Source organism: Lutibaculum baratangense AMV1, assembly GCF_000496075.1.
Classification (GTDB): Bacteria; Pseudomonadota; Alphaproteobacteria; order Rhizobiales; family Tepidamorphaceae; genus Lutibaculum; species Lutibaculum baratangense.
The window spans coordinates 38642-61122 of sequence record NZ_AWXZ01000040.1 but is presented as its reverse complement, the minus strand read 5'-3'; the positions used below and the strand labels follow the sequence as shown (position 1 = coordinate 61122).

At 70.7% G+C, this 22481-nt stretch carries 18 protein-coding genes; 11 read left to right on the top strand and 7 right to left on the bottom strand.

What is annotated here, in order from left to right:
• Window positions 1–6: 6 nt before the first annotated feature.
• Genes N177_RS21740 through N177_RS18075 form a run of 5 tightly spaced genes read left to right on the top strand, consistent with a single transcriptional unit; the run spans window position 7 to window position 3533 of the window.
• Entirely contained in the window at window positions 7–156 is a 150-nt protein-coding gene (locus N177_RS21740; protein ID WP_023433860.1) for a hypothetical protein, read from the top strand.
• 1 nt (window position 157) lies between these two features.
• The gene (locus N177_RS18090) at window positions 158–889 is read left to right on the top strand and encodes a PIG-L deacetylase family protein (RefSeq protein WP_023433859.1); all 732 of its coding nucleotides are present in this window, start codon (window positions 158–160) and stop codon (window positions 887–889) included.
• Window positions 889–1563 carry a 4-carboxy-4-hydroxy-2-oxoadipate aldolase/oxaloacetate decarboxylase gene (locus N177_RS18085; protein ID WP_040486153.1) on the top strand — a complete coding sequence of 225 codons (675 nt, stop codon included), beginning with the start codon at window positions 889–891 and terminating at the stop codon, window positions 1561–1563. The genes N177_RS18090 and N177_RS18085 overlap by 1 nt, the downstream gene beginning before the upstream one ends.
• The gene (locus N177_RS18080; RefSeq protein WP_040486152.1) at window positions 1556–2614 is read left to right on the top strand and encodes a 4-oxalomesaconate tautomerase; all 1059 of its coding nucleotides are present in this window, start codon (window positions 1556–1558) and stop codon (window positions 2612–2614) included. The genes N177_RS18085 and N177_RS18080 overlap by 8 nt, the downstream gene beginning before the upstream one ends.
• Window positions 2615–2648: 34 nt before the next feature.
• Window positions 2649–3533, top strand: a complete 885-nt coding sequence (locus tag N177_RS18075) for an NAD(P)-dependent oxidoreductase (protein ID WP_023433856.1) — start codon at window positions 2649–2651, stop codon at window positions 3531–3533.
• A gap of 19 nt (window positions 3534–3552) precedes the next feature.
• Here the strand turns inward: N177_RS18075 and N177_RS18070 are convergent, their stop codons facing one another.
• Window positions 3553–4344, bottom strand: coding sequence for an SDR family NAD(P)-dependent oxidoreductase (locus tag N177_RS18070; protein ID WP_023433855.1), 792 nt, complete (start codon window positions 4342–4344; stop codon window positions 3553–3555).
• 252 nt (window positions 4345–4596) lie between these two features.
• Between N177_RS18070 and N177_RS18065 the strand changes: the two genes are divergently transcribed.
• Together N177_RS18065 and N177_RS18060 are read left to right on the top strand one after the other, a co-directional pair.
• Complete coding sequence (locus N177_RS18065; protein WP_023433854.1) at window positions 4597–5292, top strand: SRPBCC family protein; 696 nt, start codon at window positions 4597–4599, stop codon at window positions 5290–5292.
• On the top strand, window positions 5292–6470 hold the full coding sequence (locus N177_RS18060) for a zinc-dependent alcohol dehydrogenase (protein ID WP_023433853.1): 1179 nt from the start codon (window positions 5292–5294) through the stop codon (window positions 6468–6470). The genes N177_RS18065 and N177_RS18060 overlap by 1 nt, the downstream gene beginning before the upstream one ends.
• Before the next feature lie 106 nt (window positions 6471–6576).
• On the opposite strand, the gene N177_RS18055 is transcribed toward N177_RS18060, so the two are convergent.
• From N177_RS18055 to N177_RS18040, 4 genes are read right to left on the bottom strand one after another with little or no spacing between them, the layout of a single operon-like run.
• The gene (locus N177_RS18055) at window positions 6577–7242 is read right to left on the bottom strand and encodes an ATP-binding cassette domain-containing protein (RefSeq protein WP_023433852.1); all 666 of its coding nucleotides are present in this window, start codon (window positions 7240–7242) and stop codon (window positions 6577–6579) included.
• Window positions 7235–8974 (bottom strand): ABC transporter permease, encoded by a 1740-nt coding sequence (locus tag N177_RS18050; RefSeq protein ID WP_023433851.1) that lies wholly within the window; start codon window positions 8972–8974, stop codon window positions 7235–7237. The genes N177_RS18055 and N177_RS18050 overlap by 8 nt, the downstream gene beginning before the upstream one ends.
• Window positions 8975–8990: 16 nt before the next feature.
• On the bottom strand, window positions 8991–10205 hold the full coding sequence (locus tag N177_RS18045) for an ABC transporter substrate-binding protein (protein ID WP_023433850.1): 1215 nt from the start codon (window positions 10203–10205) through the stop codon (window positions 8991–8993).
• A gap of 11 nt (window positions 10206–10216) precedes the next feature.
• A complete protein-coding gene (locus tag N177_RS18040) occupies window positions 10217–11287 on the bottom strand; it encodes an SPASM domain-containing protein (protein ID WP_023433849.1) in 1071 nt (356 codons plus the stop codon).
• Between the two features lie 228 nt (window positions 11288–11515).
• On the opposite strand from N177_RS18040, the gene N177_RS18035 reads away from it, so the two are divergent.
• From N177_RS18035 to N177_RS18025, 3 genes are all read left to right on the top strand, one after another.
• The gene (locus tag N177_RS18035; RefSeq protein ID WP_023433847.1) at window positions 11516–13204 is read left to right on the top strand and encodes a mechanosensitive ion channel family protein; all 1689 of its coding nucleotides are present in this window, start codon (window positions 11516–11518) and stop codon (window positions 13202–13204) included.
• Between the two features lie 183 nt (window positions 13205–13387).
• Window positions 13388–14488 (top strand): GGDEF domain-containing protein, encoded by a 1101-nt coding sequence (locus N177_RS18030; protein WP_023433846.1) that lies wholly within the window; start codon window positions 13388–13390, stop codon window positions 14486–14488.
• A gap of 148 nt (window positions 14489–14636) precedes the next feature.
• Entirely contained in the window at window positions 14637–16826 is a 2190-nt protein-coding gene (locus tag N177_RS18025; RefSeq protein ID WP_023433845.1) for an esterase-like activity of phytase family protein, read from the top strand.
• 84 nt (window positions 16827–16910) lie between these two features.
• Here N177_RS18025 and N177_RS18020 read toward each other — a convergent pair whose 3' ends face one another.
• Window positions 16911–20378 carry an ATP-binding protein gene (locus tag N177_RS18020; protein ID WP_023433844.1) on the bottom strand — a complete coding sequence of 1156 codons (3468 nt, stop codon included), beginning with the start codon at window positions 20376–20378 and terminating at the stop codon, window positions 16911–16913.
• Window positions 20379–20385: 7 nt separating this feature from the next.
• Window positions 20386–21624 carry a metallophosphoesterase family protein gene (locus N177_RS18015; RefSeq protein WP_023433843.1) on the bottom strand — a complete coding sequence of 413 codons (1239 nt, stop codon included), beginning with the start codon at window positions 21622–21624 and terminating at the stop codon, window positions 20386–20388.
• 416 nt (window positions 21625–22040) lie between these two features.
• Between N177_RS18015 and N177_RS18010 the strand changes: the two genes are divergently transcribed.
• Window positions 22041–22391, top strand: coding sequence for a hypothetical protein (locus N177_RS18010; RefSeq protein ID WP_023433841.1), 351 nt, complete (start codon window positions 22041–22043; stop codon window positions 22389–22391).
• Window positions 22392–22481 lie beyond the last annotated feature (90 nt).

Here is a 22481-nt window from a genome sequence, read left to right as displayed (position 1 = left end):
TGCACGATGTCGCACGCAGCGGAGCCCTTCCCCAACGTCGCCCCGTTCGGCATATCGCGGAGGGGCAACTGGGCCCGGGGCCTGAAGACGACCATGAGCTTCCACACCCACGGCACGCCGCCCGTCGGCGGGGCCGCCGAAGAGGAGAGAGCCTGAAATGGCCGACAGAACCGCGCTGGTGATCAGCGCCCATTCCGCCGATTTCGTCTGGCGCTGCGGCGGCGCCATCGCCCTGCACCAGGAGCAGGGCGTCGACGTGACGATCGTCTGCCTCTCCTACGGCGAGCGCGGCGAGAGCGCGAAGCTGTGGAAGCAGGAGGGCATGACGCTCCAGGCGGTGAAGGACGCCCGCCAGAAGGAGGCCGAGAACGCCGCGAAGGCGCTTCAGGCCCACGACATCCAGTTCTTCGACCTCGGCGACTACCCGCTCGAGCTCGACCGGGCCGCGAAGGATCGGCTCGTCGACGTCATCCGCAAGGTGCAGCCGGCCTTCATGCTGTCGCACTCGCTCGACGACCCCTACAACACCGACCACCCCTACGCCGCCAAGATGGCGCTAGAGTGCCGCATGATCGCGCAGGCCTGGGGCCACAACCCGGGCGAGAAGGTGCTCGGCGCGCCGCAGCTCTACCTGTTCGAGCCGCACCAGACCGAGCAGTGCGGCTGGAAGCCCGACACGATCCTCGACATCACCCCGGTCTGGGAGAAGAAGAAGGCCGCGATCGAGTGCATGGAGGGCCAGCAGCACCTCTGGCACTACTACACGAACGTCGCGGAGAACCGCGGCAACCAGTTCCGCCGCAACTCCGGCGGCCAGTCGGGTGGCCGCGAGGCGAAATACGCCGAGGCCTTCCAGTCGATCTTCCCCCGAACCGTGGACCAGCTGTGATGAGTGGCATCGTCGTACAGAACATCGAGCGCGCGAGCCCCGAGGCCGTGGAGGCTCTCGGCGGGTTCGGCGTCGCGACCGTGCACGAGGCGCAGGGCCGCAAGGGCCTGATGGCGTCCTACATGCGGCCGATCCAGCAGGGCGTGCGGATCGCGGGGCCGGCCGTCACCGTGACCGTGCCGCCCGGCGACAACTGGATGATCCACGTCGCGGTCGAGCAGTGCCGGCCGGGCGACATCCTCGTCATCGCGCCGACGAGCCCCTGCGAGGACGGCTATTTCGGCGAGCTCCTCGCCTGCTCGCTCGCCGCGCAGGGCGTGAAGGGCACGATCATCGAGGCCGGCACGCGCGACACGCAGGAGCTGCGCGAGATGGGCTATCCCGTCTGGTCGAAGGCCGTGTTCGCGCAAGGGACCGTCAAGGAGACGATCGGCTCGGTGAACGTGCCCGTCGTCTGCGGCGGCACGATCGTCAACCCGGGCGACGTGATCGTGGCGGACGACGACGGAATCGTCGTCGTCGCGCGCGAGGAGGCGGCGAAGGTCGCGGAGGCCTCGCAGGCGCGCGAGGAGAAGGAAGAGAAGAACCGCCAGCGCCTGAAGTCGGGGGAGCTCGGGCTCGACATATACGGCTTCCGCGAGCGGCTGGCCGCGAAGGGCCTGAAATATGTCTGAACAGGGCGTGCCGTGCATGTGGATGCGCGGCGGCACCTCGAAGGGCGGCTATTTCCTGCGGGGCGACCTCCCGCAGGACGTGGCGACACGCGACGCGTTCCTCTTGCGCGTGATGGGCTCGCCGGACGACCGCCAGATCGACGGCATGGGCGGCGCCGACCCGCTGACCTCGAAGGTCGCGGTCGTCGCGCCGTCGAGCCGGGAGGGCGTCGACGTCGACTATCTCTTCCTGCAGGTCTTCGTCGACCAGGCGATCGTCACCGATGCGCAGAACTGCGGCAACATCCTCGCGGGCGTCGGCCCCTTCGCGATCGAGCGCGGCCTCGTGACCGCCAATGACGGCACGACCGACGTCCGCATCTACATGGAGAACACCGGCCAGATCGCCGTGGCGACCGTGGCGACGCCGGGCGGAGTGCCGACCTACAGGGGCGAGGCGCGCATCGACGGCGTGCCCGGCACGGCTGCGGCGATCCCCGTCGTCTTCGAGGACACGGCAGGCTCGACCTGCGGCGCGCTCCTGCCGACGGGCAACGAGGCCGACACGGTCGAGGGCGTCGAGGTCACGATGATCGACAACGGCATGCCCTGCGTCGTTCTCCGGGCCTCCGACCTCGGCATCACGGGCGAGGAGAGCCCGAAGGAGCTCGAGGGGAACGAGGCGCTGCGTGAAAGGCTCGAGGCGATCAGGCTCGCCTGCGGGCCCATGATGAATCTCGGCGACGTCAGGGATAAGTCGGTGCCGAAGATGACGATGGTCTCGCCCGCGAGAGACGGCGGCGCCATCTCGACGCGCACCTTCATACCGCATCGCTGCCACTCCTCGATCGGCGTGCTCGGCGCCGTCAGCGTGGCGACCGCCTGCCTGCTCGAGGGCAGCCCGGCTCACGCGCTCGCGGCCATCCCCGAGGGCGAGGAGAAGACGCTGTCCGTCGAGCACCCGACCGGCGAGATGTCGGTCGTCGCGACGATGGAGGGCGGCGAAGTGAAACGGGCGGGCGTGCTGCGCACGGCGCGCAAGCTCTTCGACGGCCGGATCTTCGCCGGCTAGCCGGCGCCGCACGAACACTCGAGAGGAGACGCTCATGAAGATCGCGTTCATCGGCTTCGGCGAGGCCGCCGCCGCATTCCAGGAGACGCTCGCCGCGCAGGACCGCGGCCTCGCCTTCTCCACCTACGACATACTGTTCGACAGCGAGGGCCTCGGCGGCAAGACGGCGGGCCGGGCGAAGGCGGCGCGCGTCGAGGTCTCCCCGACCCCGGCCGACGCGGTCGCCGGCGCCGACTGGGTCGTCGCAGCGGTCACGGCCGCATCGAGCCTCGAAGCGGCGGAATCGGTCGTCGCGCACCTTCGCGACGGACAGGTCTATCTCGACATCAACTCCGTCTCGCCCGGCCGCAAGCGCGAGACGGCGGCGCTGCTCGAACCGAAGGGCGTCACCTATGTCGACATGGCGGTCATGGCGCCGGTCCACCCGAAGGGCCACCGCACGCCCGTGCTGATCGCCGGAGGCTTCCCTCCGGAGGTGACGGACCTCATCAAGCGGCTCGACTTCAAGTTCGAGAAGGTCGGCGAGGACATCGGCAGCGCCACCGCCATCAAGATGGTGCGGAGCGTCTTCGTGAAGGGGCTCGAGGCGATCACGATCGAGGCGCTGCTCGGGGCCGAGAAGGCCGGCTGCCTCGACCGCGTGCTGCCGTCGCTCGCATCGTCCTTCCCCGGCCTCGGCTGGCCCGACTTCGCGCTCTACGAGTTCGAGCGCGCCCTCACGCACGGCGTCCGCCGGGCGGCCGAGATGCGCGAGAGCGGCAAGACGCTCGACGAGCTCGGGCTCCACGGCGACCTCGCGCGCGCCATCGCCGCCGTCCACGACCGGATGGGCTCGATGAAGGAGACGCTCGAGGGCGAGAGGTTCAGCCCTCTCGCCGACGAGATCCGCACCCGGACGGGCAAGGCCGACGCGGCCTGACGCTCCGCGGCCGCCCGGCTCAGCGGTTGCCGGAGCCGGGCTCGGCCATCTTGCGGTGCTGCTCGGCCAGCATGTCGGGCGGCGTCACGTCGGCCATGGCGGACTGGAACTTGTTCTTCCAGCCGGTGACGACGTCGCCGTCTCCGCGCATCATCGCCTCGAAGCCCTTTCGGGCGACCATGCCGGCATCATCCTTGTCGTCCTGCCCCACCTTGGTGTCGAGCATGTCGGCGCGGCGGAAGAACTCCGTGTCCGTCGGGCCCGGCATCAGGCAGGAGACCGTGACGCCGGTGTCCTTCAGCTCGTTGCGCAGGGCGAATGAGAAGTTGTCGAGGAAGGCCTTCGTGCCGTTGTAGACGGCCTGGAAGGAGCCCGGCATGAAGCCCGCGATCGAGCCGGTGATCAGGATGCGGCCTTCACCGCGCCGGCGCATCTCGTTGCCGATTTTCTGCAGCAGGTAGAGAGTGCCGGTGACGTTCGTGTCGACGACCCGCTGCACGTCGTCGAAATTCTGATCGAGAAACCCCTTGCCGAGGCCGCGGCCGGCATTGGCGAGGAGCGCGTCGACCGGGCGCCCCGTCTTCTCTATCGCCGCGCAGAGCTCCTCCACGCCCTCGAGCGTGGCGAGGTCGGCTTCCACCGCCTCGACCACGGCTCCGCCACCCTTCAGATCGGCCGCCGCGCGGCGGATCTCCGGCTCGTCCGCGGCGACGATGAGGTCGAAGCCGTTCTCGACGGCGACCTTCGCCAGCTCGTACCCGATTCCGGTCGAGGCGCCGGTGACGACGGCGAGTGGGCGATGGTCGGTCATGTGACGTACTCCGGTGCGTGCGGCAGGCTCGATGCCGCGGTGGATCTCGGCAGGACAAGGGCGCCGTGATCCCGGCGGTTCCGGTACGGACGCGCACGTAATGGCCGCCCCTCCCAGACGGGACGGGCCGGGTATGTCGCAGCACGGGAACAACTCTCCGTTCGCCCGGCTTGAAGGCGGGAAAGCCCAAAGCCTCGTCCTGCCCCGGCCCTGCGCCGGGCCGGGCTCGCCAGCACGCGATTGGAGACCATCATGCGACGTGACGAGTGGAGACGGCGCGAGCACTGGAGGCGCCACGGCCACGACCGGGGCGGCAACACGGAGTGGATCGCGCTCGGCGCGGCGGCACTCATCGGCGCGGCCGGTGCCGCCTACTACCTCCAGCAGCAGCCGCAGCGCCACCAGGCGCACAGGCCGCCGGACAGCGCGCCCGGCCGCACGGCGCGGCAGCGCACGTTCGGCCGCTACGCGGTCGTCAGCCGGACGGTCACGATCGACCGGCCGCGCACCCAGCTCTACGGCTTCTGGCGCGACTTCCAGAACCTGCCGCAGTTCATGGAGAACGTGAAGGCGGTCACGCCGCTCGACGGTGAGGTGACGCGCTGGACGATCGAGGGCCCGATGGGCCGCGACGTCCAGGTGGAGACGCGCATCGTCGAGGACCGCCCGAACGAGCTGATCGCCTGGCGGTCGGTCGAGGGCTCCGACATCGACACCGAGGGGCGCGTCCGCTTCCGCGACGCGCCGGGCGGCCGCGGCACGGAAGTCGAGGCGGTGGTCGCCTACGACGCGCCGGGCGGCGAGATCGGGCGCTGGATCGCCACGATCTTCCAGAAGGAGCCGGCCATCCAGGGCCGCCGCGAGCTCAAGCGCCTCAAGATGCTCATGGAGACGGGCGAGATCGCCACGTCCCGCAACCACCATTCCGCACGCCGAGGAGGCCAGTAATGCGCGCTCTCACCTGGCACGGCTCGCACGACGTCCGCGTCGACACCGTTCCCGATCCCGAGATCATGAACCCCCGCGACGCGATCATCGAGGTCACCTCGACGGCGATCTGCGGCTCGGACCTGCACCTCTATGACGGCGTCATCCCCGGGATGATGTCGGGCGACATTCTGGGCCACGAGTTCATGGGCCGCGTCGTCGAGACCGGTCCGAAGTCGACCCTCCAGAAGGGCCAGCGCGTCGTCGTGCCCTTCACCATCTCCTGCGGCTCGTGCTTCTTCTGCAAGAAGCACCTCTACTCGGCCTGCGACAACTCGAACCCCGTCGAGAACCAGGACATCACGGAAGGTCTCTACGGCCACGCCGTCTCTGCCCTGTTCGGCTATTCGCACCTGACCGGCGGCTATCCCGGCGGCCAGGCGGAGTATGTCCGCGTGCCGTTCTCCGACATCGGCCCGATCGTCGTGCCCGACGGGATGGACGACGACCAGGTGCTCTTCCTCTCCGACATCCTGCCGACCGGCTGGATGGCGGCGGTCAACGCCGACATCGAGGAGGGCGACACGGTCGCCGTGTGGGGCTGCGGGCCCGTCGGCCTGTTCGCCGTGCAGAGCGCGCTCCTGATGGGCGCGGCGCGGGTGATCGCGATCGACCACTACCCGAACCGGCTCGCGCTCGCCCGCAAGCTCGGAGCGGACGTGATCGACTACAAGCAGACCCACGTCCTCGAGGCGCTGATGGAGATGTCGGGCGGGCTCGGCCCCGACGCCGTGATCGACGCGGTCGGGATGGAGAGCCACGGCTTCGCGCCCGACACGGTGCTCGACAACATCAAGCAGACGGTCGGCTTCGGCGCCGACAGCGGCCACGCCCTGCGCGAGGCGCTGATGGCGGTGCGCAAGGGCGGCCGCGTCTCCATTCCCGGCGTCTATGGCGGCTTCCTCGACAAGTTCCCGACGGGTGCCCTGATGGAGAAGGGCCTGCAGGTGAAGACCGGGCAGACCCATGTGCAGCACTATATCTCGGAGCTCCTGAAGCGGATCGAGGACGGCGAGATCGACACGACCTTCCTGATCTCGCATCGCCTGCCGCTCGAGGAGGCGCCGAAGGGCTACTACAACTTCAAGAACAACCAGGACGACTGGACGAAGGTCGTCTTGAAGACTGGCAAGAGCTGAGGCTCGCCGTTCCGGGGCGGGCGGACAGGCAGCCATCCCGCCCTGCCCCGAACTCGGCCCCTCTGCGGCATCCCGCGGAGGGCTTTTCTTTGTCCGCGTCGCAGGGTCATCCGGACGCGACGGGAACACCGATCTCGAAGACGCGTCCGCCGGCCGCGGCGGCATCCGTGGCGTCATGGGTGACGAGGAGCGTCGGCAGCCCCCGTGCCCTGGCCGCCGCGAAGACGAGGTCGCGCACCTGGGCGCGGAGCGCCGCGTCGAGCCTGGAGAACGGCTCGTCGAGCAGAAGCGCACGCGGCTCCGACAGGAGCATCCGCATGAGCGCAACGCGGGCCCTCTCCCCGCCCGACAGGGTGGCGGGATCGCGGCCGGCGAAGCCCGTGAGCCCGACCTCCTCCAGCGCCGCCTCGATGCGCGCCTGCCGCGCGGCCCGGCCACGCAGGTCGGGCGGCAGGCCGAAGGCGAGATTGCCGCCGACGGAGAGGTGGGGAAACAGGAGCTCTTCCTGGAAGAGGATGCCGATCCGCCGCCCCTCCGGCGGCACGCCCGTCAGGTCGCGCCCGTCGAGCCGCACCCGACCCCGCACGGCGAAGGCCGGATCGACGGTGCCCACGATCACCGAGAGAAGCGTCGACTTGCCGGAGCCCGAGGGGCCCATCACCGTCAGGACCTCGCCCGGGCGGACGTGATCGTCGATCGCGAGAAGGCGGTGCCCGCCGTGGGAGACGACGAGGCCCTCGAGCCGCAGCCCGTCACGCGTCGCGTCAGACATGGCCCAGTCCCTTCCGGTTGCGCCACAGGAGGCGGGGCAGAAGGATGGCGACCGCGAAGGGCAGGAAGGCGGCCGCCGTCTGCGCCAGCGCGTAGGCGCCGATGATCCGCCTGTCGCCGCCCGCCGCGAGCGCGACGGCCTCCGTCGTCAGCGTCTCGACCCGCCCCGCGCCGACGAGCAGCGTGGGGAGATATTGCCCGACCGACACCGCGAATCCGACGGCGGCGGCGACGAGGATCGGCCGCAGGAGCATCGGCAGCCGCACCCTCCACAGCACGCGGTCGGGCCCGCTCCCCAGCGCCCGCGCGACGGTGGCGTGGCGCGCGTCCCACGCCCGCCAGGGCGCCGACAGCGACAGGAACACGTAGGGCAGCACGAAGACGAGATGGGCGAGGATCACGGCGACCCGGCCGCCCGCGAGGCCGGTCGACAGAGCGAGCGTCTGCAGCCCGGTCAGGAACGCGACCTGCGGGACGATCAGCGGAATATAGAGCAGCCACAGCGCTCGCCGCGTCGGCCTGAGGCCGTGCCGGTGCTCCGCCTCGAGGCTCGCGAGCGTGAGGAACAGCGCGATCGACGTGGCGGCGCCGGCGATGATCACCGTCTCGGAAGCCGCCGACAGGATCTCGGGCCCGTGCCTTGCCCAGCCGCGCCAGGTGAGGCTGTCGGGCAGAAGGTTCGGGAAGGTCCAGAAGCCCGCGACCGACCACACGGCGAGGCCGGCGATGCCGAGCCCGATCGCGAGCGAGACGAGGATCGCGGCGGCGAGGCCGGCCGCCCGCAGGGCCGCGTCGCCGCAGCCGCGCCCGCCGCGTTCGATCCAGCGGCGGCCGGCCCTTGCCGCGGCGAATTCGAGGAGGCGCCAGACCGCGAGTCCCGCCACCACGAGGGCGAGCTGCGCCACCGCCCCTGCCGCCGCCTGGAAGCGGAACGCGAGGTCGGGATCGCTCATCCAGCGCACGACCTGGACCGAGAGGGTCGGCGGCGTGTTCGGCCCGAGGATGATCGCGACGTCGACGACCGACATCGAGTAGGCGAGGACGGCGTAGACCGGAAGCCGGATCTGCACGTAGACCTGCGGCAGCACGATCTTGAGCCAGGCCGTCGTCCGCCGGTGGCCGAGCGCCTGCGCCACCATGACGCTCTGGCCGCTGCGCACCTGTCCGAGCGCCGAGAGCGTCATCAGGAGGAGGAACGGCACCTCCTTCGCGACGAGGCCGGCGATCATCGCCAGACCGTAGGGGTCCTGCACGATCAGGAGGTCCGGCGGCCGCTCCCACCCCGTCAGCCACGGCGACAGGGCGCGCGCGATCCAGCCCGACGGCGCGACCAGGAAGGCGATGCCGAAGGCGGCGGCCGCGTGCGGCACGGAGAGGAGCGGCGACAGCGCCCTCTGGACGAACGTGAAGGCGCGCGTCCCCTGCCAGCCGGCACAGACGAGGCAGACGAGGGCGAGCGAGACCGCCGTCGCGGCGAAGCCGGTCGTGAGGCTCAGCGTCGCGGCGCGGGGAAAGCCCGGCCACGCCACGAGGTCGCGGAAGGCATCGAGCCCGATCCCGTGCCCGCCGAGCGCAGGCAGCCACCCGAGCGCCGGCAGGAGCGTGCCGCCGAGCCCGAAGGCCACCGGCGCGAGCATCGCGAGGATCGTCAGGAGGGGCGCCCAGGGGAGGAGACGGAGCCTGCGGCCGGGCGTCGAGGAGGCGCCCCCGGCGGCCGCCTCGCCGAGGCTCATCCCCGTGCCGCCGCGGTCACTCGGCCACCCCGAAGCGAGCCACCCAGTCCTCCTCCAGCCTGACCATCCAGCTCGGATGCGGCTCTGGCAGCGTCGCGCCGAGCTCTTCCGGCGAGAGGGTCGCGACGCCGAGCTCGAGCGCGTCGAACCGCGCCCGATCCTCCGGGGAGAGCTTGTCGAGCGCCAGCACGGTGCCGTTGCCCCAGCGGGTGGGATCCTGCTTCCGCGCCTGCGCCTCGGGCGACATCAGGAAGTTCGCCACCACCATCGCCCCCGCCTTGGCGCTCGCGTTGTACGGGATGGCAAGGAAGCTCGCATTGCCGATCGTCCCGCCATCGAGCACGAAGGTGCGCACCGTCTCGGGCAGCTCGGAATTCGCGATCGCGGCCGAGGCCTCGTTGGGGTTGAACGAGATCGCCATGTCGATCTCGCCGTCGGCCATAAGCTGCACCTGGCGCGGCCCGCTCTGCGGATAGGCGCGGCCGGACCGCCAGAGCACGGGCGTCAGCTCCTCCATGAACGCCCACAGCGGCGCGGTGACCTTCTCGTAGTTCGCCTCGCCGACCGGGCCCGAGAGCACCGACGGGTCCGGCGCGAGCCCGATCAGCGCCTGCTTCAGGAAGGTCGAGCCGAGGAAGTCGGGCGGCTGGGGATAGGTGAAGCGGCCCGGGTTGGCCTTCGCCCAGTCGAGGATGCCCCCGAACGTGCGGGGAGGATCCTCGACGCGGGCCGTGTCGTAGTAGAAGACGACCTGCGCCATGCCCCACGGCGCCTCGAGCCCCTCCGTCGGCACCGTGAAGTCGGCCGTCACCGCGGGCTTGCCCTCGACGTCGACATACCGCCAGTTCGGCAGCGCCTCGGCCCACGGCCCGAAGAGCAGGTCCTGCTCCTTCATCGCGGCGAAGTTCTCGCCGTTGATCCAGACGAGGTCGACGGCGCCGTCCTGGTCCTGGCCCGCCGCCTTCTCCGCGATGACGCGGCTGACGGCATCGGCCGTGTCGGCGAGCTTCACGTGCTCGACCGTCACGCCGAACCGCTCGTGAACCTCGCGCGCCGCCCATTCGATATGCTCGTTGACCTGCGAGGAGCCGCCCCAGGCGTTCCAGTAGACCGTCTGCCCCCGCGCCTCCCGGAGCACCCCGTCCCAGTCGGCGGGGTCGGGAGCGGCCTGCGCGGCGGCCGGGAGCGGTCCGGCAAGCAGGAGAAGCGTGGCGGCCAGCAGCGTCTTCATCGGGCTCACCATCATTCGGCAGCGACGCGGAGGGCCATCCGCCGCTCCCGGATCTCGTCGATCACCGGGCCGAGCACCTTCTCGTGGAAGCGGTCGCAGCCGATGCAGAGGTTGCGGTAGGGCGCGCCGTCCGGCCGCGTCGTCCGCGACTCCTCGAGGAAGCGCCCGACGTCCCAGCCATAGGCGAGCCCCATGCGCTCGGGGTGGCCCGTCGCGATCGCCTCGAAGGCCGGATGGCCCACGAGGCTGTCGATGATGTCGTCGAGCCTCTCCTCCTTCAGGTTGCCGATCGCCTTCTTCGTCTTCAGGCAGCACGGGAAGACGTCGCCGTTCGGATCGACCGAGACCTCGGAGCCCGAGAAGCCGCGGCGCAGGAAGTTGAGCCCACCCGACCAGGCGTTGCAGAAATTGTCGCCGATCCCGGCCTTCGACAGCGAGTTCTCCCAGGCCCGGCCGCGCGGCCAGATCTTGCCGATCCACGCGTCGTCGGTGGCGCCGAAGAACGAGTAGACCGGCTGACCGGGGCCGAGATTCGACCAGTTCCGCTCGGTCACAGGCAGCGCGCTGTCGCGCATGCCGGCGGCCTCGAACATCGCGCGAAGACGCTCCTGAAGCGGCACGCGCTTCTCGCCCTCCATGCCGACGTGGAAATCGTCCATCCCGGCGCAGGAGATCATCCACACGCCGCGCGTCAGCAGGTCGTCGACGATCTGCGGCGTCACGAGGTCGCCCGTCGTCTGCACCACCACGCGCACGCCCTGGCCGGCATAGCGCGCCTGGAGCATTTCGAGCGCGGGATAGAGCACCTCCTCGCGCACGGGGTCCACCAGCACCTCGCCGCCCGCGAGGATGATGCGACCGGGCCGGCGCTCGTATCCTCCGGGGGCGGTTTCGGACGGCGCCGACAGGTCGAGATAGGTGAAGTCCTCCGGCAGGTTCGCGATCACCTTCGGGAAGGCCGCCCTCACCTCGTCGACGACCTCCCGCAGGGCGCCGCGCACATAGGGCCGGAAGCGCGTCTCGTAGCAGTGCCTGCACTTGCGGTGACAGGCCCAGCTCAGGACGTAGTAGATGCTCTCCAAGAGGGCTCTCCTCGAATCGCCGTCGGCCGCACCCTAGCGGATCCCGCCCCGCCCGCTGAAGGCCAGCGTCGCGCACGCCTCTTCACTTCCGCGGGACTTCGACAAGCCCGCGCCATCACGCCGCCGGGAAGCCTCGGGCGGAACCGGAGCGCGAACCAGATCCGCCCTCTGCCGTTCAGTCCGGGAGCGCGCGCCGCAAACCAATCGGTGAGAAAGGACCCCGGCCCCGTGACGCCGCGACGTCTGCTTCTTCTGCCTCTTCTTCTCGTCTGCCTCGCCGGCACCGCCCTCGCCCAGAGCGACGGCGCCAGCCGCTACTACGAGGTGGAGGCCCTGAACCGTGGGCTCCCGCAGCCGCCGGCGGACCTCAATCTCGAGACGCCGCAGGCTCTGATGGAGACCTTCCTCGCCGCCGCCGAGCAGGACGACTGGGAACGGGCCGCGCACACGCTCGACCTGTCGCACGTTCCGGTCGAGGAGCAGGCGCTCTCCGCACCGCTCCTCGCATCCCGCCTCCACGACGTGATACGCCGCGGCATGTGGCTCGACTGGGGGTCGCTTCCCGACCGTCCCGACGGCCTGATGGCGAATGAGCCGGACAAGGACCCGATGTCCGGCGAGCCACGCCGCAACATCCGGCTGGCACTTCTCGAGCTCGAGAACCGACCGGTCTCGATCCGCGTCGCGCGCGTGAAGCCGTCCGATGGCGACCCGAGTTGGGTCTTCTCCGCGCAGACCGTCGGCAACATCGAGGAGATGCACCAACGCTTCGGGGCAACCGCCCTGGAGAGGAGCCTGCCGGCCTTCCTGCAGCAGCGCGCATTCCTCACGCTCACCTGGTGGGAGGTCATCGCGCTTCCGCTTCTCCTCCTCGCCAGCGTGCTGGCGGCAGCCTTCGCCTACCGGGCGATCGGCGGGATCGAGCGGAAATGGCAATCCAAGACGGCGCGCGCCGTGCTCGACTCGATCCGAATGCCCGTCGCGCTTCTCCTGGTGGTCGGGATCTTCACGGCGACCAGGTCGATGCTGTTCACGTTCTCCGGCGCCGTGAACACCTTCCTGACGCCCCTGCAGACCGTGCTCTTCGTCGTCGCCATCGTCCTGATCGGCGTCAGGATCGTCGACGCCCTCCTCGACAGGATGGTCCGCAGCAACGTGGAGAAGCTCGGCGGCAGCGAGTCCGCCGACGAGCGCGTGACCTACACCAATATTTCGGCGGCCCGTCGCATCGCCATCGTCGTCGCGTTCCTGATCGGGGTCGGGCTCGTCCTCGTGCAGGTCCACGCGTTCCAGTCGCTCGGCTTCTCGCTCCTCGCCTCCGCCGGCGCCGTCGGCATCGTTCTCGCCTTCGCCGCGCGCACCATGCTCGCCGACATCATGGCGAGCCTGCAGATCGCGTTCGCGAAGTCCGCGCGCATCGGCGACGCCGTGCTCTACGACGGGCAATGGTGTTATGTGGAGAAGGTCAACTTCACCTACATCCAGCTGCAGAGCTGGGACGGCCGGCGGCTGATCGTGCCGGTCAACGAGCTCGTCTCCAAGACCTTCGAGAACTGGTCGCGGGAGGACGCGAGCATGTTCCGGACGGTGGAGCTGCGGCTCGACCACCGCACCGACGTCGACCGCCTGCGCGAGCCGTTCCAGCGCTTCGTCGAGGAGGACGACGACGTCATCAAGAAGGACGAGGCGAAGGTACAGGTGATCGACCACGACGCGGACGGGATGGTCGTTCGCTTCTACGCATGGGCCGGCGATCCCGCCTCGGGATGGAACATGCACTGCCGCCTGCGCGAGGAGATGCTGAAGGTGGTGGCACGGCTCGAGGCCGAGCAGTCTCGGGAGCACGGGCAGGCCGTCTACATCCCGCGCGAGCGGGTGGCGCTCATCGGCGGGGGCGGACACGGCTCCGTGGGGTGAGCGGATCGAGATCCGCGCATCCAGGGTAACGGCCTGGTGATACCGCGGCCTGCTGCGCGCCGCCCCCCTCGAATGTCACGCAACGGCGCAAGGTCCCGTTAGGGCATCTGCGGGATACCTTTCGATGAGGCTCCCTGGCGGGCCGCGATCGCCGGTGTGCCGCAGAAGGTGACCTGTTCCACGATGCTCCCTGACGCGCAAGCCGCTCCTTCGCCGGCCACGCACCGGCGCCTGGTCGAGCTCCTCTTCACGAACCTCGTGCCGATCCTCATCACCGGCGTCGCCCAGGCACTGGTGGCCGGCCTGATCCTCTACCGCCACCAGAGCATCGGAATGGCCGTCCTGCTGGCGGCGGGGCTCCTGGCGACGGCGGCCCGCATCGCCATGACGCTCGCCTATCGCCGCTGGTACGAGCCGGCGGACTTCCGGAAATGGGAGCGGGTATACGCCGCGCTCACCTGTCTCTTCGCCGCCATTCTCGGGGGCACGGTGGCGAGCGCCTTCGCCTATCCGGACGCGGTGGGGCATATGCTCGCGATCGCGCTCCTCTATTCCCATGTCGGCGGCCTGATGGCCCGCGTGGCGCCGCGGCCTCGCATGTGCCGGGCGGCGATCCTGCTCGCCACCCTCCCCGCGGCCGCGGCCATCGCGACGCATTGGGAGGCGTCATATCTCGGCCTCTCCGCCCTGACGCTGATCATGCTGTTCGGCGGCCTCGACACCGCGCGACACATCGGGCAGGCCGTGCGGAAGGACATCGAGGCGCAGCAGAGGCTCGAGCAGCTCGCCCACTCCGACCGCCTGACGGGGCTTCCGAACCGCATCGCACTGGAGGAGAAGCTCGAGAGCCTCCTCGCGCGGCCCTGCCGCGACGGCAGGACGGCGATCCACTTCCTCGATCTCGACCGGTTCAAGGCGGCCAACGACGAGCACGGCCACGCGATGGGCGATGCGTTGCTGAAGGCGGTGGCCGATCGGCTGCGCCGCACGGTCAGGGACACGGACTTCCCCGCCAGGCTCGGGGGCGACGAGTTCGTCGTCGTGCAGGACGGCATCCAGCATCTGAGCGAGGTGGAGTTCCTCGCCCGCCGGATCACCCGAACGCTCGAGGAGCCCTTCTACGTTCAGGGGGCCACGATCAGGATCGGCGCCACGATCGGGATCGCCATCGCCGCCGACGGCGCGCACGACCCCCACGCGCTGATCGGGCGGGCGGACGCCGCGCTCTACCAGGCGAAGCGGGACCGCCGCGGCAGCGTGGTGGTCTCCGGAACGGCGAGCTAGTCGCCCACACCGGCGTCACCGCGCGGGCCGGGGTCTCCGGCGCTGCCGGAGCAGCTTCTGCAGCGTCATCGAAACGTTGCGAAGCCCCCATAAGAGTCCGCTCCGCCGAGAGGGGTCGGCACATCCTTCATATTCGAGCGGAGATCCCATGCGTCTCACCATCACGAGCAGCGTGCTCGCCATCGCAGCCGTCTGGGGGCTGCCTGCGGCGGCTCAGAGCAGCGACATGTTCAATCGCATCGCCACGTTCCCGGTCGCGGAGAACCTGCCCGCCGACCGCGACCAGGCGACGGAGACGGTGGCCGAGATCATTTCCGCGACCGAGGACGGCATGACGCTCGTCTACACCGACTCGCCTCAGAGTGCGGTCGGCATCATCGACATCAGCGACGCGCGCGCGCCGGCCGCCGCCGGCTTCGTGCCGCTCGACGGCGAGCCGACCTCCGTCGTCGTTGCCGGAGGCAAGGCGTTCGTCGGCGTGAAGACCTCCGAGAGCTACACCGAGCCGAGCGGTCAGGTCGCGACGGTCGACATCGCCGGCACCTCGGTCGAGGCCACCTGCGACATCCCGGGCCAGCCCGACTCCGTGGCGCTCTCCAAGGACGGCGGCCGGCTGGCCGTGGTTCTCGAGAACGAACGCGACGAGGACCTGAACGACGGGCAGATCCCGCAGCTGCCCTCGGGAAGCCTCGTGATCTTCTCGGTGGCCGACGGCGCGGTCGACTGCGCCTCGATGCAGGAGGTCGACCTGACGGGCCTCGCCGAGATCGCGCCGGAGGACGCCGAGCCCGAGTTCGTCGACGTCAACGAGGCGGGCGAAGCCGTCGTCACGCTGCAGGAGAACAACCACATCGCGATCGTCGACCTCGAGAGCGGCGAGGTGACGGCGCATTTCTCGGCCGGCACGGTCGATCTCGACGGCATCGACGCGACGCGCGACATGGTGATCGACCCCACCGAGAGCGCGACGGGCCTGAAGCGGGAGCCCGACACCGTGAAGTGGCTCGACGACGAGCGCTTCGTCACGGCCAACGAGGGCGACTACCAGGGCGGCTCGCGCGGCTTCACGATCTTCGCGAAGTCCGGCGAGGTCCTCTGGGACGCCGGCAACGCGTTCGAGCGGCTCGGAATGCGGATCGGCCACTATCCGGAGAAGCGCTCCGGGGCGAAGGGCACCGAGCCCGAGGGCCTCGAGGTCGCTAGCTTCGGCGACGACCGCCTGATCTTCGTCGGCTCCGAGCGCGGCTCCTTCGTCGCCGTCTACCGCGACACGGGCGATGCGCCGGAGTTCCTGCAGGTCCTCCCGTCGGGCGTCGGCCCGGAAGGCCTGCTGGCCATTCCCTCCCGCAACCTGTTCGTGACGGCGAACGAGCGGGACTTCGTCGAGGATGGCGGCGTGCGCGCGACCGTTATGATCTACGAGCGCGGCGGCGAGGCGAGCTACCCCACGATCGAGTCCGTCGACAGTGACGGCGCGCCGATCACCTGGGGCGCGCTGTCGGGCCTGGCGGCCGATCCCGAGGATGCGAGCCGCCTCTATGCCGTGTCCGACAGCTTCTACGCGCAGTCGAAGATCTTCACGATCGACGCCTCGCAGACGCCGGCCAAGATCGTCGACGCCAAGGTCGTGACGCAGGACGGCGCGCCGATGGAGAAGCTCGACCTCGAGGGCATCGCCGTCGCGCCGGAGGGCGGCTTCTGGCTCGCCTCGGAGGGCAACCCCGAGAAGGAGATGGACGACCGGCTGATCCGCGTCGACACGGACGGGGCCGTGCAGGAGATCCTGACCCTGCCCGAGGAGATCAGGTCGCAGGCGATCCGCTACGGCTTCGAGGGCGTCACCGTCGCCGGCTCAGGCGACGACCGGACGATCTGGGCCGCCGTTCAGCGCGAGTGGAAGGACGATCCCGCCGGCATGGTGAAGCTCGTCGCCTACAAGCCCGCGACGGAGAAATGGGGCGTCGTGCACTATCCGCTCGACGAGGCGCCGAAGGGCTGGATCGGCCTCTCCGAGATCACCGCGACCGAGGACGGGCGGCTGCTGATCGTCGAGCGCGACAACCAGATCGGCCAGGACGCGGCCGTGAAGAGGCTCTACGCCGTCTCGCTCGACGGGATCGAGCCGGCGCTGCCGGGCGAGGAGGCACCGATCGTCGAAAAGACGCTCGTGCGCGACCTGCTGGAAGATCTCAGGTCGGCGAACGGCTACGTGCTCGACAAGATCGAGGGCTTCACCCTCGCCGCCGACGGATCGGCCTACATCGTCACCGACAATGACGGGGTCGACGACTCGAACGGCGAGACGCAGTTCATGAAGCTGGGCGACTTCAGCTTCTGAACAGGGTATCCTGCCCCCTCCACGATGCCGAATGATCGGGTCCGGCCGCGCGAGCGGCCGGGCCTTTTTTTCATTCCGCGCGCTTCAGAGCTCTATGATATCGGCGTCCGTGCCCAGCACGTCGCGCGCGATGTCGACGACGCTGCGGTGGTGCGCGAAGAGGATCGGCTGGAAGCTCCCGCTGGCGGCGGCGAGCGTCCGGAGCCCTGCCGCGGTGCGGTCGTCGTCGAAGGTCTGGAAGATGTCGTCGCCGATGAAGGGCGCGGGCTCGTTGCGCGTCGCATAGTCCTCCAGGAAGGCGAGACGCAGCGCCAGATAGAGCTGGTCCCGCGTGCCGTCGCTGAGGCCGGCGACATCGACCCGCTCGCCCGACGGGCGCACGCCCACGAGCTGCGGCTGGTCGTCCTTGTCGTATTCCTGCCTCAGCGCGGCGAACGAGCCGCCGGTCAGGATGGAGAAGAGCTCGCCCGCGCGCCGCATGACGGGGTCGCTCTGCCGGTCGCGGTGGCGCTCGATCGCCGCCGACAGCAGGCCGGAGGCGAGCCGCAGCACCGCCCAGCGCCGCGCCGCCTCGACGGCTTCGACCTCGGCCGCGTTCTTCTCGAAGGCCGCGCGCTCGGCGCCCCCCGACGCGTCGAGACGCTCCCGCTCGCGCCGGCGCTCCGACAGGGCGGCGAAGACCTCGTTCATCTCGCCGTCGAGCCGGGCCTCCTCCTTCTTCAGCGTCTCGATCTCGATGCCGGCCCGTTCCCGGTCGAAATCCGTCAGGTCCTCGCGCACTTCGGTCTCCGCGGCCCCTGCCGCGACCTCGGCCAGCCGGGTCCGGCACTTGCGGAGCTCCTCGCGCAATCCGTCGCGCTCGCGCAGCCGCCGCACGAGATCGGCCGGGTCGGCGCCCTGCGGACACGCATCGAGAAGCGCGTCGCGCGCGGCACGCGCCGCCTCGACCTCCTGCGAGCGCGCCTGAAGCGCGACCTCCCCCTCCTGCAGCGAGGCGCGGGCATCGCGCTCCTGGGCCATGGCGGTTCGGGCGGCCTGTGCGCGCTCGTTCAGCCGCTCGACCTGGTGGAGCGGCGGCAGCCCCGCGAGGTCCGGCGCGAGACGGGCGACGAAATCACCCGCGGCCGCGGTGAAGGCGTCGATGTCGCGCTCCATGCCGGCCACCCGGCGCGCCCGGTTGTCGCGCTCCCGCAAGATCGCTGGCACCTTCTCCCACAGGCCGAGCGCGACGGAGGCCTCGTCCGCCCCGGCGGATGCCGCGAGCCCGATCGCGCCGGCGCCCTCGGCGAAGCGGCGCCGCCACCCTTCCTCGTCGCCGGCCAGCGCCTCCCCGTCAGCCTCGAGCTTCGCGATCCTGCGCAGGCAGTCCTCGCGGCGGCCGGCCTGCGTCCGGCTCTCGGTCCAGGCTTCCCCGAGATGGCGCAGTCGATCCTCGGCCGCCCGCGCCATCGCCGGCACGGGCAGGCTGCCTGCGGCGAGCCCGACCGCCGCCGCGATCTCCTCCAGCGCAGGCCTCATGCGATCCTCCAGCGCCGCGAGCCCCGCGACCGCATCCTCCTCGGCGAGCAGGCGGCGCCTGTCCTCGAGGAGGGCGTCGAGAGAGCGCCGCCAGCCGAGCATCGGCTCCGTGCCGCCGGGCTCGAGCCCGAGGCGGCGCAACGGGCCCGCGAACGCGTCCAGCAGGGCCTCGCGCCTCGCCTCGAGCGACGCCGCCTCCTCGTCGAGGCCGCGCCCGGCCTCCGCCAGCGCCTCGACCTCGGAGAGACGGGCGGCGTGGGTGACGACGCGCTCGGCGTCGGACAGCGCCGCGTCGGCGAGGCGGTCGGCCTCGCGCACCAGCGCGCCGAACCGCTCGATCTCGCCGTGCGCCCCTTCTGCCGCAAGCGGCCTCCGCCCGAGGAGCGCGTCGGCGAGCGTCGCGAAACCGGCGTCGCGCGCCTCCCGCGCCTCCCTGATGGCGGCGTCGGTCGGCACGACGCCCGAACGCTCCGTCTCCGCGATCGCCGACCGCAGCCGCGCGAGCCTCTCCTCCGCCTCGGCCTGCCGCGCGCGAAGCGCCTCGAGCTTCCGGTCGAGCGCGGCGATGTCCTCGTGCTGCCTCGCCATCGTCTCGAGCGAGGGCATCGCCGCCTGCGCCAGCCGGTCCAATTCGACGACCGCGGGCTCGAGCCGGGCCGCGTCCTCGGCGATGCGCCGGCGCTCCCCGCGGATCGAGGCCTCCCGCTCCGCCCTGCCCTCGACGAGCCGCAGGTCCGGGCCGAGCGCGAGGAGCCTGTCGCGCCACGGTCGCGGGTCGACCAGCGCCTCCGTCGGCTTTTCGTCGTCGAGCCGCGCGAGCGTCTCGCGCTCCTCCTGCAGCCGCCTCTTCATCGAGGCGCGGTCCTCAGCGAGCCTCCTGCCCTCCGCCACGAGCGCCTGCGCCCGCGCGATCGCGGCGTCCGAGGGCAGACGCGCCTCGAGCTCGTCGCGCCCGACGCCGAGGCGCCGCGAAATCTGCACGAGCTGCGCCTCGTAGTCGTCGCGCTCGGCGACGATGCGTGGGATGTCCCTCGCCTTGCCGGCATAGTCGCCCGACCGGCCGAACAGCGCGCTGACGGCCTCCGCCTCCTGGAGCAGCGCGCGATCGACGACGATCCGGCCGAGCTGCTCGCGGCACCGCGCGACCTGCTCCTCGGCCGCCGCGAAGGCCCGTTGCGCCCTCTCCGCCTCGTCGAGCCGCCCCTCGAGGTCGGACGCGAATCCCGCGGGGAGACCGGCGAGATCGCCGTACTCGGCGAGGCGCGCCTCGTCGCCGTCGATCTCGGCGACGATCGGCTGCAGCGTCCTCAGCGTCTCGAGCCGCGACACGCGCGTGCGCAGTCGCGCCTTCGCGTCCGCCAGCTCGTCGTACTGGAGGCGCAGATCGTCGATCTCCTGGTTGAGCGCCTTCCACCGGGTGGCGCTCAGCTCGCTTTCGCGCTCGGCCCGCCGCGCCTCCTCGTGGCGCGCGAGCGCCTGGTAGAAGAGCCGGTCCTTCGAGGCGCGCGGCGCGAAGATCTGGCCGGCCTCGGCGTCGAGGTCGGACTTGAGGCCGGAGAGGCCGGAGAGGCCGGAGGAGGCGGCGAACAGCATCGAGCCGAGCTCGCCGTCGCTCCTCAGCATCTCGTCGGCGCCCCGCCGCAGACGCTGGGAGTCGAGGCCGAAGGCGCGCTCGAACACCTCGCGCGTCAGCGAGCCCAGGAACGGCGCCAGCGCGTCGTCGCGCAGCGCCGCCTCGTTGTCGTCGTCGGCGAGGAGGGTGCTCTTGTTGCCGCGCCGCCGCCGGAAGGAGAGAACCGAGCCGTCGCGGGCCTCGAGCGTCGCCGCGACCCGCAGCGAGGCGGCGTCGTGCACGAAGTCGTAGGCCTTGAGATGCGGGAAGCCGAACAGGAGGTCGGAGATCGCGGCGAGCGCCGAGGTCTTGCCCGCCTCGTTCGGCCCGTAGACGAGGTGGAGCCTCGCGTCCGGCCGGAAGCCGAGCGTGCGGTCGCTGAGCGCCCCGTAGCGCAGGAGATGGAGCCTCTCGAACCGCATGCCGCCCTCAGGCCCCGCCCGCGCGCTCGAGCAGCACGTCGCGCGCCTCCGCGAGCAGCGTCTCCGCGTCGTCGCCGAGCGGCGCGTCGAGGGCGCCGAGCCCGGCCGGCAGCTTGCCCGCGACCTCGGCGATCACGCTCCTCGCGCGCGCGATCATCTCCGGGTCGGAGGCGAGGCCTTCGAGGATGGCGGCGAGATCGAGGGCCGGATCGGCGGCCGGAGCGCGCGGGCCGGCGGGATCGGCGAGGCGCATGTCGAGCTTCTCGAGCCAGATGTCGGGGTGCAGCCTGTGGCAGGCGGCCTGGATCTCGTCGCCGACCGAGGCACGGTTCGCGACGAGGTGGCGCCGCATCGGGGTCTCGCCCGTCAGCCGCAGGCGCAGCGCGAGGAGCCTGCCCTCCGCCTCGGCGGCGACCGGCGCCAGCGCCCGCTCGACCTGGCCGAGAAGCCCGGACAGGTCCTCCGCGCCCGCGACGTCCACCTCGGCGAGCGCCCAGCGCGCCTCGTCGAGCGCCGCGTGCTCGAGCGACGTCACCCGCCCCTCCTCGACCGACACGATCACCGCGCCCTTCGCTCCGGTCTCCCGGATGCTGCGGCCCTGCAGGTTGCCCGGGAAGACGACGTGGGGATCCGTGCACACGATCTCGTGCTCGTGGACGTGGCCGAGCGCCCAGTAGTCGTAGCCACGGCCCTTCAGGTCCTCGATGCCGCACGGCGCGTAGTTCGCGTGCGGCGGCCGCCCGGTGAGCGAGGTGTGCAGCACGCCGATGTTGAAGTGGCCGGCGACCGGCGGCGGGTAGCCGAGCGACAGGTTCTCGGTCGCCGCCCGTTCGGCGAAGCCCTGCCCGTGCAGCGCCACCTTCAGATGCTCGATGCGGAAGGTCGTGGGCCTGCGGGTCTCGAACTGCGAGACGGAGGGCGGCAGGGTGATGCTCCTCGTGACGACGCTGTCGGCGTCGTGGTTGCCGCGCAGGAGAAAGAGCGGGATGCCCTCGCGGTCGAGCCGCGCGACCTCGCGGTTGAAGAACAGGCCCACCGTGTTGTCCTTCCACTCGCCGTCATAGACGTCGCCGGCGATCACCACGAAGGCCACCCTCTCCTCGATCGCCCGCGCCACGAGGTTCGCGAAGGCCTTTCGCGTCGCCTCCGCAAAGCGCGCGGCGATCTCGGGATCCTTGACGGCGAGGCCCTGGAAAGGGCTCCCGAGGTGAAGGTCGGCGGCGTGCAGGAAGCGGAAGGAGGTCACGTCGGCCTCTTCGGTCTCGAACCCGGGACGGCGCCGCGGCGGGCCGGGAGCCTCTCGGAAGAGGGGGTGGGACCCTCCGATCCGGCGCGTGCGCGTTCACGAAAACGTGAACAGCCCGACGGCGCCGGCGAAGGCCTTGCGGACCGGGCGGAAACGGATGCGTCGATAATCAGGATGGGGGATGTGCCGCGAGAGCTAAACACTTTTGTGACCACACTCGGAGCGAGACGTCAATACACTATGAAACCGGAAGCCATCGAGTGCGTTGTTTTGTCCAGAAGGCGACAGAAGGGCAACAGGGCTCACGAGCGCATTACATGCGCCGGACCCCACAGAGGTTGGAGAGAATATCCATGTTCGCACGCGGTACCGCACTCGTCACGGCTGCCGCCATTTGCGCGGGTGGATTCGTGCTTATGACGCAGCCCTCCGCGAACGGAAGCTCGCAGATCGAGCCGGCGAAGATCAGCGACCGTCATCCCGCCCTCGAGGGGCGCGAAGACACGGCCACGTTCGCGCTCCAGGCGGTGCAGGTGCCGGAGCGGCACGTGCCGCAGACGGTCCACGAGGCCCAGAAGGCCGACCTCGCGGTGGAGCGGTCCTCCTGCGCAGGCCAGACCTGGCCGCGCATCGACGCCTCCTGCCTCCAGGCGGCCGAGGGCGGCGACACACCCCGGGTCATCCGCACGGTCGCGATCGAAGACCGACTGGGCGAGAACACCAGCGTGGTGATGCGCACCGCGTCAACCGTCACGGCGGCCCGATGAGAAAGTAATTGCGCAGTGACGCAAAATTGCCACGCCGCCTCCCTCATCCGGACATGGCCGGCGGATAGTTGAAGAGCTCATCCTGACCGC